Genomic DNA, 12,702 nt, shown 5'->3' with positions numbered 1-12,702 from the left:
TGGCCGGCTGCGCGGACAGCGGGGCTCCAACGGGACGGGCGGCGGCGGGCGCCGGTGATCCTATCGCCGGAACGCGCCCGTCGCCGCCCGGCGCGGCCTACCTCGGTACCGCCCGGAACCACGCCTCCCGGTCGTCCGGGTCGGGCCCGCGCCGGGGCAGCCTCGGGGGTTCCTCGCCGGTGACCGGCGCGTAGTGGTCGAAGGTAGTGGTCAGCACCGCCTCGCCGCCGGTGAGGTCGGGCAGGGCGGCGACGACCCGCGGCACCCGGGCGGACGGCAGGGTGCCGCTCACCTCGAGGTAGCCGCCGGCGACTTCGGTGTCGTGGACGACCGCTCCGAGCCGGGCGAGCAGCGCCAGCACCGTCTCCACCGAGTGCCGGGGCAGGTTGACGTCGAACCGTTCGACCGGCTGGCACACCCGCGTACCGGCCTGGCGCAGCGCCGCGGCGACCACGACCGGCGCGAGGTTGCGGAAGTCCGCCGCCACCGTCGAGATCGACTTGTCGAACTTCTGGTGCGGCCGGCTCTGCCGCGGCCAGTACCGGGACGCCGTCATCGTGACCGTGCAGTCGGTGACCGGCCAGCCGTGCCGACCCTGCCGCAGCGCGGCCCGCACGCCCTCCTCGGTGGCGGCGACGAACGCCGGCGGCAGCCGGCCCGGCTCGATCCCGGGCCGGAACTCGATGCCGTGGCCCGCCGGGGCGGCCTCGATGCGCAACCCCAGCCCGGCCAGGTACGGGTTGTCGCGCTCCCGGACGCGTTCCTCGGCGCCGCCGGTGCCGTCGACCCGTTCGATGCAGGCGGTGAGCGTGCCGGAGAACCGCACCCGGACGCCGTACCGGTCCTCCATCAGGGCGGCCAGCACCTCCTTCTGGACCTCGCCGTGCAGGCGGATCACCGCCTCCGCCTGCTGCTCGTCGAGGCGCAGGTCGACGAGCGGGTCCTCGTCGGCCAGCTCGGCCAGCCCGGCGAACATGGCCAGGCGCTGCGCCGGGTCCGCCGGCTCGACGACCGCCTGCCGGGTCGGCGGCGGGAACCGGTAGGCGTGCCGCCGTGGCGGGTCGCCGATGTGCTGGCCGATCCGGGCCGACACCCCGCGTACCGCCGCGATCTGCCCGGCGGAGACCGACCGGCGCACCAGCACACCGGCGGGCTCGATGACGGCGATCTCGGTCACCGGCTCCGGACGGCCGCCGGCGAGCCGCACCCGGTCCCGCACCCGCAGACGCCCGGACCACAACCGCAGCCAGACGCGCCGGCCGTGCCCGTCCCGGTCGACGGCGAAGACCGTGCCCGCGGGCGGGCCGCCGGGCGCCTCGCCGTACGTCTCGCCGTGCGGCAGCAGGTCGGCCAGGACGTCGCACAGCTGGCGCACCCCGGCACCGGTGATCGCCGAACCGCACACCGCCGGGACCAAACTCCCGTGGCGCACCGCGCGGCGGAGCGCCCGCCGGACGTCGCGGACGCGGACCGGCCGGTCGGTCAGCCAGCGCGCCGCCACCGCGTCGTCGACCTCGGCCACCTCCGCCACCACGGGTTCGGCGTCGAGGTCCACGGCATGCACCAGAGCCTCGCGACGGCCCTGGCCGGTGACTGTGGTGAGCGGGACCGGCCGTGCCCCGAGCCGGTGCCGCACCTGGGCCGTCACCCGGTCCACGTCGGCGCCGCCGCGGTCCACCTTGTTGAAGAAGAACACCGCCGGTACGCCGATGCGGCGCAGCGCCCGCCAGATGGCGACGGTCTGCGGCTGGACGCCCTCCACGCTCGACACCACGAGCACGGCGGCGTCGAGCACGGCCAGGGACCGCTCGACCTCCGCGATGAAGTCGGGGTGGCCGGGGGTGTCCAGCAGGTTGATGCCCAGGCCGCCGATGGTGATCGACGTGACGGCCGCCCGAATGGTGATGCCACGGCGGCGTTCCAGCTCCATCGAGTCGGTCCGCGTCGTGCCGGCGTCGACGCTGCCGGGCTCGGCCACCGCGCCCGCCTCGTAGAGCAGGCGTTCGGTCAGGCTGGTCTTACCGGCGTCAACATGCGCGACGATTCCGAGGTTCAACAGGGCCAAGGCAGCGCTCCACGGTAGGACGGGCAAGGGTCCGAAGCGTGGAAGCTGCTCGCATGGTCTCTCCTGGTCTTGGTCGTGGTGGCGGCGGTCGCCGCCGGCGTGCGGTCCTACCCTGCCCGCCCGTCGCGATCGCCACCACCGAATTCGGTCCGGCTCAGCGCACGGACGCGGCCGTACCCGGCCAGGGCGTGGAAGGCGGCCTTGGGCGTCCACGAGCCGTCCGAGTACGCGATGCGCGGCATGCCTTCGGTGCCCGGTGACGTGCTGGTCGAGATCGTCGACGAGGTGTTCCCGCCGTTGGTGCGTGGTCGCAGCTGACGGATTTCCGCGGAGGACGGGGCGTTCGAGGCGGGTCCGCCGTGCCCGGCTCCGGCGGCGCGGACGCGACGCGCCGGCGGCGGCACGGGGGTGGCCTCAGCCGGTGGCGCCGGACGGGATGTCGTCGACGAGCTCCCGCACGGCCTCCCGGTACTCCGGCTCGGTGTGGTAGTGCCAGTGGCGTTCGACAGGCGGCGGCACGGTGTCCGGCGACTCCACGACGACGCTGCGGGGGTCCCGCAGCCGGACGTCGACCGTCTCGGCGGCCGGGGGCAGGTGGGCCCGCAGGCCCGGGTCGCCGAAGATCGGGCCGGTGTCGCGCCACAGGTTGCGCCAGCGCCAGCCGATCCGGTCGCCGACGTCACGCAACGCCTGCTCGCCGAGATAGGCCGGGTAGAGGCGGGCGTAGATGCGGCGCAAGGGGCTGCCGTGGGTCAGCAACGCGACGTGGGGCAGGGCCTCCGGCGGCAGTTGCAGGACGGTGGCGGCGGCCAGGACGGAGCCGTGGCTGTGTCCGGAGATCACCACCGGGCCCTGTGCGGCGAGCGCGGTGACCCGCCGGGCCAGCTCCGGTACGGCGCGGGCGGCGTAGCACGGCGGCGCGAACGGGTGGACCGTACGCGGCCAGAACGTGCCCAGGTCCCACAGGACGCCGACGAGCCGGCGGGTCTCCGGCGACCGGTACGCCCGGTAGCCCAGGATCAGCAGCCCGATGACGAGCAGGCTGATGACCCAGATGCCGACATCCGTCACGTACGCGGTGAGCACGGCGAGCGTGTCGTGCCGGCGGCCCAGGCGGGCGACGAGCCGGGTGGGGCCGATCCCGATCAGGTCGAGCGCGACGGTGGCGAGCCCGACCGAAGAGATCACGAAGAACGCCACGAATGTCGGCCCGAGCTCGTCGGTCACGAAGGACCGGGCGATCGTCGAGCGGACCCCGTCGAGTCGCGGCGTCGCCTCGGCGGGCGCGTCGGGATAGTCGTGCTCGACCACGCGTCGCGCGTACGCCCGCCGCCGGCGCCGGACCACCGGCAGGGTGACGGCGATCGTCGCGCTGACGACGAGCAGGGCAGCGAGCCCGGCCAGCGCCGCCCACCAGTAGGCGACGGGTGGTTCCAGCGGCCCCAGGGCGGGCGGGTTGTTCCGGATCGGGTCGGGGATACGACCCCGGTCGAGCTGGTCCGCCGTCCGGAACACGAGCGTGGCCGTGTAGGCGGAGGCGACGGTGACCGACATGGCCGCGACCAGCGGTGTGCCGAGCCCACGGAGCAGGGCGCGGGAACCGGGCGGCCGGGCGTGTCGGCGCACGAGCGTCACCGCGGCGATCAGGACCAGCATCAGCCCCTGCGCCGCGACCAGACCGGCGACGGCGCCCTCGTAGCCGGGCATCTGACCGGCCGGCACGGGAACCTCCCGCCGGGACACGGCGTACCCCAGGCTCGACACCGTGGCGACCGCGACCAGGATCCGGACCACGCGGCGCGACGGCCCGGCCCACCCGGCGGGGACGGTCACGGTCAGCAGCACGGCGCAGAGGACCACGAGCCCGGCGGCGAGGCCGAGCAGCCCGACGGCGACGGCGCTCCACCGGCCGTGCGACACCGCGACGACGAGACCGGCGCCCACGGTGCCGGCGCCGAGGCCGGCGTGGATCTGACGCAGCCACGAGGTCATCTGCTCGTCGTGCCAGACCCCGGGAGCGGCGAGACTCCCGGTCGACTCCAGGAACCGCCCGCGCGGCGGGGCCGATCCGAAGCCCTCGAAAGCGGCGGTCGATCGCTTCCCGACGGCCCAGAACACCCGCAGCGCCAGCAACGGGACCAGTGCGAGCACGGCCAGGCGCGGGCCGATCGGGAGGGCCACCAGCCACGACAGGTACGGTCTCCCCTCCCGGCACTCGGCGTACGGGACGCACTGCCAGCCGGTCAGGTTCATGGTGACCCCGATCAGCGCCAGCGTGAACGCCACGGTCAGCGATCCGGCCAGCAGGCGGCACAGCCCGCCGAGCAGGCCGCCCCGGTCCACCGGCGTGGAACGCATCCACACCGCGAGGTTGCTCAGCATGAACGGCAGCAGCACCAGCATCGACGCCGTACGCACCGCCACCCCGGCGGTCAGGGTTCCCCAGCGGTACGCCTCCACCACCAGCCCGGCGGTGGCGCCGCCAGCCGAGCCGAGCCCTTCCCGGACCCGGTAGAACCCGGCGTGCCCGTCGCCGGCCACGCGCACCACGATGGGATGGTCGACGATCGTCTCCGCCGACGCGCCGGACACCCCGTGGACACGCAGCTCGACGCCTCTGTCGCCGCCGGGAGTCTCCACGATTGAAGCGTCACAAAGACGGTCCGTCCGCGCTGCCGAACGCGGAACAGAGAGCCGGGGGCTACCGCACGCCGGAGGGCCCCGCCGGAACCGGGCGCTGCCCGGGCCGGACCGGGAACCGCACCCCGGTGAGGTCCTCGGAGGCGGCCCAGAGCCGCTGTTGGAGGGCCACCTCGTACGACTGCGGGCTGGACGTGACCAGCCGGGGATGGCCCCTCACCTCGTACCGTCCGCCGGGGCCGTAGTACTGGCCGCCGAGTACGGCGGGGTCGGTGGCGGCGCGCAGGGTCGGCAGTGCCCCCATGGCGGGTGTCTGGGTGATCAGCGGCGCGAGCCAGGTGAGCGGAAGTCGCAGGGCCGCCGGGGAGTTGCGGGCGAGTTCGGTGCTGGACACGCCGGGGTGCGCGGCCACCGCGACAGTGGTGCCGTACGGGGCGAGCCGGCGCTGCAGCTCGTACGTGAACATCAGGTTGGCCAGCTTGGACTGCCCGTAGGCGGCGACCCGGCCGTACGAGCGCTCAAGGTGCAGGTCGTCGAAGTGGATCGCGGCCCGGATGCGGTGGCCGACGCTGCTGACCGTCACCACACGCGAGCCGGGCACGGGCAGCATCAGGTCCAGCAGCAGCCCGGTGAGCGCGAAGTGGCCGAGATGGTTGGTGCCGAACTGGAGTTCGAAGCCGTCCCGGGTGGTCTGCTGCGGGGTGTACATCACGCCGGCGTTGTTGATGAGCAGGTCGATCCGGTCGAACCGGGACCGCAGCGCCGACGCGGCGGCGCGGACGGAGTCGAGCGAGGTCAGGTCCAGCGCCTGCACGCTCACATCGCCGGTCAGGCCGGCCGCGGCCCGCTCGCCCTTCTCCACGTCGCGAACGGCGAGCACGACCGACGCGCCGCGCCCGGCGAGCGCCTTCGCGGTCTCGTACCCCAGGCCGGTGTTGGCCCCGGTCACCACCGCCACCCGCCCGTGCTGGTCCGGAATGTTCGCCGTCGTCCACGTCTCGCCCATGCCACACTCCCCTATAAGGTACCGAAAGTATCTTGTACCGACGACAGTAAGGTACTCCCGGTACGTTGTCAACGTACCGGAGGTACCTAAGTTAGGCTGGCGAACGTGACTTTCCAGCGGGCCCGGACCGAGGAGCAGCGGGAGATCCGCCGCCGGGCGATCCTCGACGTGGCGTCGGCGATGCTCGACGAGATGCCGGTGGCCGCCGTCACCCTGAACGAGCTGAGCCGCCGGGTCGGCCTGGCGAAGCCCAACGTGCTGCGCTACTTCGAGTCCCGCGAGGCGGTGCTGCTGGAACTGCTGGACCGCTACCTGCGGGAGTGGCTGACCGAGCTGGCAGACGAGCTGGCCGGCGGCGTCGACGCGGCCCTGCCGATGGCCGAGCGGGCGACCGCCGTGGCCGGGATCGTCAGCCGCTCGCTCGCCCGCCGATCGGTGATGTGCGACCTCTTCGGCGCGCAGGGCAGCGTCCTGGAGCACAACGTCTCCGTCGAGGTGGTGGCGCGCTACAAGCGCGCCTCCCTGGACCGCCTCGCGACCATGACCGGCCTGATGGGCAAGCACCTGCCCGAGCTGGGCGAGAACGCGACTCTGTTCAGCCTCCAGACCATGGTGCTGGCCGGCGCGCTGTCGGCATACAGCACACCGCCGCCGAGCCTCGCGGCGGCCTACCAGGCCGCGCCCGAACTGGCCCGCCTGCACCTGGCGATGGCGGACTCCCTGAACATGGCCCTGACCGCGACCCTCCTGGGCGTGCTGCCCCGCGGCTGACCGGCCGCCCGGCATCGACGACCGCCAAGGTGAGGCGGCGGTCGGGGACCGCGTGCCGGCGGTCCGTCGGTTATCGCGGCCCGGTCGAACCCGTGTCGTTCGCGTCCACGATGGAGACGGGCGTGCCCAGCTCCACCGTCCGGGAGACCGTGCAGAGCCGGTCGTGGGACTGGCGGAGCGAGCGAGGCAGCATCTCGCGGGCCCGGTCACCGTCCGAACCGTCCGGGAACGTGACCGCGAACGTCACGGTGAGGTTCTCCATCCGGTTCCCGGTCTCCGGGTCGCGGATCTTGTCGCCGCTCACCGTGACGGCGAACCGGGTCGGTTCGGCGCGCCGGCTGGTCACGTGGTCGACGTCCACGGCGGTGCAGCCGCCGAGCGCCGCCAGCAGCAGCTCCACGGGCGTGAAGGTCGCGTCCTCCCCCGTGCCCATCGACAGCTCGCCGCCACGGGCGTTGCGCGCCACGTATCTGCCCACGCTGGTGCGCTCGATCTCCACCGACCGGAAGGTGTCATCACTCATGCGCCGAACCTACCGAAAAGCGTTCCACGAACGTGCGGTACACCGGTGTGCCCGGCAGCCCGTCGCGAACGGCGAACACCACGAGGTCGAACCGGTCGACCACCCGGAGCGCGTCGGCGAACGCGCCCGCCACAGTGGCCGGGTCGTTCCGGAACACCCCGCACCCCCACGCGCCCAGCACCACGACCCGGTGCCCGTGCGCGGCCGCCACCTCCAGCACCCGCCGGGCCCGCCGCGCCAGCACCGCCGGCACGTCCGCGGCGTGCCCCGGCTGGTTGCCCAGGATCGCGCCCAGGTTGGGCGCCGCCGCGGTCAGGAAGGACGTGGTGTACGGCCGGTCGAGGAGGTCGCCCTTGTCGTCGCGGAACACCGGCACACCCGGCGAGTAACCTGCGCCTTCGCCCCGCCCAGGAAGCCGCCACCCGGGTTCTTCGCCGACGCGAACACCAGACAGGCCGCGCCGGACCCGAGCCGATTGGCGGCCTGCAACGTCGACTCGTGCGTCACCTCCACGTCGCCGGCACCCGGCTTCGCGTCGCCCGACGGGAGCATCTCGTCCGGCGGGTGGTGGCGGGTGCCGGCGACCGCGGCGCGTACCGCCGCCCCGATCTCGACGTCGTCACCGGCGTCGTTGCGATAGCGTCCCGACTCGGCGATCGCGACCGTCTGCCGGGCGATCTCGCGGAGACGGCCGCTCATCCGGCACACCCGTCGATGTCGTTCATGATCGGTAATCTAGGCAGCCCGCACCGCGGCGGGCAACCGATCAGCGACCGGCGGCCCGGCCCCGGCCGCTACCGCCCGGCCGGCTCCCCCAGCAGGCGATCCAGCGCCCGGTCGGCCACCGCCGCGATCGTGAGCGCCGGGTTGGGTCCCACCGGCCCGGGCATCGCCGAGCCGTCGAGCACGTAGAGCCCGGGATGACCGAACACCTGACCGTGCCCGTCGCACACCCCGTCCCCCCGGTGGCGGCCCATCGGCGCGCCCCCGAGCGGATGGACGGTGACCACGCGGCGCAACCACCACGCCGGGTTGTCGGTGTAGCGGCCACCGAGGGCGTCGGCCACCGCCCGCATCGTGGACCGGACCGCCGCGAAGTACCCGGCGCTGGTCCGGATCGTCCAGTCCACGTCGAGATGGTCGCCGCGTAGCCGGAACACTCCGTCCGGCACGTCCCGCCCCATTCCGAGCAGCGGCAGCGAGCCGGCGGAGAGCCGCCCGTCGCCGAGCAGCCGGGCCAGTCCCCCGCCCAGACCGCTGCGGGGCGAGCCGGTGAGCCGGGCCGACAGTCGGCCGACCGCGAACCGTAGCCGGCGGGCCGAGGCGCCGGACAGCCGGGACGACTCCGCCAGCCAGTCCACGAACCCGGGATAGCCGCCGTCCTGAAGGTAGAAGCCGCGGCCCGCCGAGCCGTCACCGTCGTGCGCGTCCCCCACCCGGATCGCCGTGGTGATGACGGGGCCACGGCTGGCCGAGAAGCGGGTGGCGTCGCCCCGGCGTGGCGGCCGGATCAGGCCGAGCAGGTCACCGTTGCCGCTGAACCGGGTGCCCAGTGCCGGGCCGACGGCGGGCAGGCGGTGCCGGTTCCGCAGCAGGAGGTACGTGGTGCCGTACGTGCCGGCGGCGAGCACCAGGCGGTCACAGGTGATCGTCCGGCCCGGCCGGGCCCGGCCGTCGCTGCGTCGCTCCTCGTCGGCCGGGTCGTGTGCGAGATACCGGACCTCGTACCCGCCGCCGGGCCGGGGGCGGATCGTCCGGACCTCGGCGCGGGTCCGCAGTTCCGCGCCGTGCCACCGGGCTGCCGACAGGTAGGTGTGATCGAGGGTGTTCTTGGCGCCGTCGTTGCAGCCGATGTCGCACTCTCCGCACAACCGGCAGGTGCGGCGCGGCGCGGCGTGCAGGTTGCCGTACGCCGGCTCGGCGATCAGCGCGGCCGGGGCCGGCTCGGCGCCCGGCCTCGGAGCGAAACTGACCGCGAGCGGCGGGTGCTGATACGCCAGTCCCAGTCGTTCGGCTGCCGTCCTCATCGCCGCCGCCTTGGGCACCGAGCGGTACGGCGGATGGTGGGCCGGGAACCGGCTGGCGCCCAGCATCCGCTCGACCCGGTCGTAGTGCGGGTCCAGGTCGGCCCGGGTCACCGGCCAGGTCTCATGGCCGGCGCCCGGCACCGGCTCCTCAGTGACGAACCAGTGCTCGTCCTTGCGCAGCAGGACGTTCGCGTAGATCAGGGAGCCGCCGCCGAGCCCGCTGGCCACCACCGACTCCAGCCCGCGGAAGGTCCACACGTCGAACAGGCCGTACAGTCCGCCGCTCGGCTCCCAGAACGCCCGGCCCATCTCCTGAGGCGTACGCGGGAAGCTGCCCGGCGGGTACGGCCGCCCGCGTTCCAGCACGACGGTGCGGCGGCCCGCCTCCGCCAGCCGGTACGCGGCGACCGAGCCGCCGAATCCGGAGCCGACCACCACCGCGTCGACGTGCTCGTGGGTTTCCATGTTCCGGTCTCCTCCCGGGCGGGTGGATCAGGGGCGCGTGGTGATCAGGAGTGCGTGGTCACGGAAGCCGTCTCCTGAAGCCCGCGGAGGACGTACGGCACCGCCTCCGCCTGGAAGTCGATGTCCGGCGCCAGCTCGCGCACCGAGCCTTCGAGCACCAGCAGGGCGAGGATCGGGAAGACGAACTGCGGGTCGGCGTAAAGGCCGCGGGAGCGCTGGATGGCGAAGAGCGAGGCCGCGAAGGACACCAGGTCGAAGTCCGCGGCCGCGACCGAGCTGTTGCGGGCGACCAGGGCCACCACGTCCTCCCGGAAGCCGTCCCGGTCGTACCCGTCGCCGGGCGCCCGGGCGGTCGACAGCAGAACCTCGGCGCAGCGCCGCCCGTCGTTGCGGCCGAGGTGGTAGAAGAACTCGGCGAACGTCCGGCGCGCGAAGCCGGTCAGACAACGGACGAAGCCCGCGTCGACGATCACCGCCGTACCGTCCGACATCAGGTAGAGGTTTCCCGGATGCAGGTCGCAGTGGACGAAGCCGTCCCGGAACAGCATCTGGTAGGCGGCCCGCAGCCCGTTGAGCACCGCCGCCCGGCGAGCGCCGGTCGGCCGGGCGCCGCGTTCCAGCCCGTCCATCCACTCCGTCACCAGCACCGTGCGGCCTGACATCTCGGGCACGACGGCCGGAACCCGGACCCCGGGCAGGGTGTGCAGGTTCTCCCGCAACCGGGTCAGCGACCGGGCCTCCCGGACGAAGTCGAGCTGCTCGTACACGGCCGCCGAGACCTGGTCGACGATCTCCGCGAGCGGAACCCGGCGCAGCGCCGGCAGCCGGCCCGCCGTGCGGGCGACGGCGCCGACCAGGGCCAGGTCGAGCCGCATGGTCCGGTCGATCCCCGGCCGCCGCACCTTGACGGCCACCTCGCGGCCGTCGCGGAGCCGGGCCCGGAAGACGCAGGCGATGCTGCCCGCCGCCATGAGGGTCAGCCCGGATGCCTCCCCGATGACGGAGCCGGTCAGCCTCGGCGGCACGGTCCGGACGACAGCGGCGATGTCGGACGGCGGTGACACCCGGTCGTGCAGCCGGGACAGGCTCCGGCAGAGCCGAGGAGGCAGCACATCGGCCCGGGTGCTGAGCACCTGTGCCAGCTTGACGTAGGCCGGGCCGAGCCGTTCGACGGCGTCGGTGAGCGTGCCCGCCACCCGCTCCCGCACGGCGACCCGGCCGGCACCTCCCGGACCGGTCCGGCGCAACGCGTCGACCAGCAGGCGGGCACCGAGTCGCCCGGTCCAGCCGGCCAGCAGGACGGCGACCGTTCCCGCCCGGACCACGAGTGACCATCGTACGAACATTGATTCCCGCACCGCTTTCTCCCCGACCTCGGCAACGGGGGAACAATAGTTCGCAACGGCCCTCGGTTCTGTTTCTGGAATGCAGGAGAGCAAGAATTCGCAGCTCTCCTGCATTCGCAGTTACGCGTTCTTGCTGCGCTGCGCCGGACGGTTGACGTCGCGCTGCCGCAACGCCAACCCTGGAGGGGCACCACCGCAGGCGGGACCATGGCATGTGGAGCAGCGGCCAACGGAGCCGGTCGCCACCGGACGGCTTCATGGCTCTTCGCCTGCGGCCCGAATCCTGAACCGGCAATGAGGTCGCGAATGGTTCGCACTCGGTCTGCAGCCGGTGCCCGTATTCGCCATCCGAGGCGAAACCCCCGATGACTGCTCCGCATCGGGATTCGCCGCCCGCATAACACAGGCACCGCAATCACCAGAGATGAAAGGGTGATCACGAAAATGACGCTCCAATCCATCGGCCTGTCCACCGGGGGCCGGGACCGTGCGCCGCAGTGGGAGCATTACCTCAAGGGTGACCCGGCGCTGCTGAACAGCGAGTTCGGCGACATCCTGGACCGCGACGCCGTCCGGCTCGACATCCGCACCGACGACCAGGTGGCGTACGAGGCGCTGCACCACCCGGATCCGATGGTTCGCGAGCAGTCGCTGTACCAGGCGATGGACCGCCGGCTGACCGGGACGATCGACCTGATCGCCGAAAGCATCGCCAGCGACGAGAACCGCGAGGTGCGGTGGAACGCGCTGTGGGCGCTGGAGAAGATCGGCGGCCCGCGGGCCCTGCAGGTCATCGAGCGGCACATCGACGACGACGACGCGGACGTCGGCGAGTGGGCCCGGCTGTTCAGCTCCGAGCTGCGCACCGGCGTCCCGGCCTTCGACAACCGGTCGTTCACCTGGGACAGCGACCGGACCTTCGACGAGACGATCCTGCTCAACATCCACTGCGACGTCTATGTCGCCCTGGACGAGACGGGCCGCAACTGGGGCAAGATCTCCCTGTCCCCGCAGGGGCTCGCCCGAAGCTACGGGCAGGCCCACGCGTGCCCGAACGTGGACACCCGCAACCAGAAGCTCATCATCAGCAAGACGCTCTCCGGCCTGCACGACGACGGCTCGCCGCACACCGAGAACTTCGTGTTCCGGGGTCTGACGAACCACGCCAACGCCGGTCGGGGCAGCTTCTACTTCGAGTCCCGCGGTCTGCGCCCGGTCTTCCTGTCCGGCCGCGCGGACGACGACAGCCTGGGCCACCGCAACGAGATGGTCGCGGCCAAGCGCAGCGGTGAGTGGACCCTCGACCCGCAGATCCAGATCAAGGGCGAGTCGGCCATCCGCTACGTGCGGGGCCGCGTGCACACCTGGGGGTACGTCAACTTCGACACCATGGCCGGCAGCTCGCTGGAGGAGGTGCTGTTCCCTGGCAACAGCATCCTCGGCACTCTGGACACCCCCACCGGCCCGCTCGCGAACGCGTTCATCGTGGGCACGTTCAAGGGCAAGCTGGTCGACTGGGACGGCGACGGCAAGATCAACGTCAACTCCCTCGACATCTACTCCACGCTCGACGGGGACGTCGACTCCGACCAGGACGGCGTGGCCGACATCCCGGGCGTGCAGTTCTGCCCGCGTACCAACTGGATGAACTGAGCTGATTGGTCTCCGGGGCGGACGGCGAATGCCGTCCGCCCCGGAGCCGTATCTGCGGATTCTTTGGCGATCGATGACGACGATCAGCGCCTTTGCCGTAGTCAGGTCTTCCCGCCGTCGACATCACGCCATTGGTGAGGACATTAGCAAGATTGCGACTATACGCACAGCGTGACGAGCTGTTGACTGAACGCTCAGCGGCGCAG

General features: G+C 72.8%; 8 protein-coding genes and 1 pseudogene. 2 read left to right on the top strand and 7 right to left on the bottom strand.

Annotated elements, in window-relative coordinates:
• Positions 1-97: 97 nt before the first annotated feature.
• From KSK32_RS24255 to KSK32_RS24240, 3 genes are all read right to left on the bottom strand, one after another.
• On the bottom strand, positions 98-2,065 hold the full coding sequence (locus KSK32_RS24255; RefSeq protein ID WP_216933269.1) for a translation factor GTPase family protein: 1,968 nt from the start codon (positions 2,063-2,065) through the stop codon (positions 98-100).
• Between the two features lie 414 nt (positions 2,066-2,479).
• The gene (locus tag KSK32_RS24245; RefSeq protein WP_289256382.1) at positions 2,480-4,705 is read right to left on the bottom strand and encodes a hypothetical protein; all 2,226 of its coding nucleotides are present in this window, start codon (positions 4,703-4,705) and stop codon (positions 2,480-2,482) included.
• Between the two features lie 61 nt (positions 4,706-4,766).
• Positions 4,767-5,711 carry an SDR family NAD(P)-dependent oxidoreductase gene (locus KSK32_RS24240; RefSeq protein WP_216933268.1) on the bottom strand — a complete coding sequence of 315 codons (945 nt, stop codon included), beginning with the start codon at positions 5,709-5,711 and terminating at the stop codon, positions 4,767-4,769.
• Between the two features lie 105 nt (positions 5,712-5,816).
• Between KSK32_RS24240 and KSK32_RS24235 the strand changes: the two genes are divergently transcribed.
• On the top strand, positions 5,817-6,482 hold the full coding sequence (locus KSK32_RS24235; protein ID WP_216933267.1) for a TetR/AcrR family transcriptional regulator: 666 nt from the start codon (positions 5,817-5,819) through the stop codon (positions 6,480-6,482).
• A 70-nt stretch (positions 6,483-6,552) separates the two neighbouring features.
• Here KSK32_RS24235 and KSK32_RS24230 read toward each other — a convergent pair whose 3' ends face one another.
• The 4 genes and pseudogenes from KSK32_RS24230 to KSK32_RS24215 form a co-directional block, all read right to left on the bottom strand.
• The gene (locus KSK32_RS24230) at positions 6,553-7,005 is read right to left on the bottom strand and encodes an OsmC family protein (protein WP_216933266.1); all 453 of its coding nucleotides are present in this window, start codon (positions 7,003-7,005) and stop codon (positions 6,553-6,555) included.
• Positions 6,998-7,704, bottom strand: a pseudogene (locus KSK32_RS24225) (TIGR02452 family protein). Before KSK32_RS24225 ends, KSK32_RS24230 begins: the two are co-directional and overlap by 8 nt.
• A 95-nt stretch (positions 7,705-7,799) precedes the next feature.
• Positions 7,800-9,497, bottom strand: a complete 1,698-nt coding sequence (locus tag KSK32_RS24220; RefSeq protein ID WP_216933265.1) for a GMC oxidoreductase — start codon at positions 9,495-9,497, stop codon at positions 7,800-7,802.
• 44 nt (positions 9,498-9,541) lie between these two features.
• Positions 9,542-10,822 carry an AarF/ABC1/UbiB kinase family protein gene (locus KSK32_RS24215; protein ID WP_289256121.1) on the bottom strand — a complete coding sequence of 427 codons (1,281 nt, stop codon included), beginning with the start codon at positions 10,820-10,822 and terminating at the stop codon, positions 9,542-9,544.
• Between the two features lie 465 nt (positions 10,823-11,287).
• Between KSK32_RS24215 and KSK32_RS24210 the strand changes: the two genes are divergently transcribed.
• Complete coding sequence (locus KSK32_RS24210; protein ID WP_216933263.1) at positions 11,288-12,496, top strand: HEAT repeat domain-containing protein; 1,209 nt, start codon at positions 11,288-11,290, stop codon at positions 12,494-12,496.
• Positions 12,497-12,702 lie beyond the last annotated feature (206 nt).

Origin of the sequence: Micromonospora sp. WMMB482 (assembly GCF_019038635.1) — a bacterium.
Lineage (GTDB): Bacteria > Actinomycetota > Actinomycetes > Mycobacteriales > Micromonosporaceae > Micromonospora > Micromonospora marina.
Note: the sequence above shows the minus strand (reverse complement) of the source record. Positions and strands in the feature narration are given on the sequence as shown.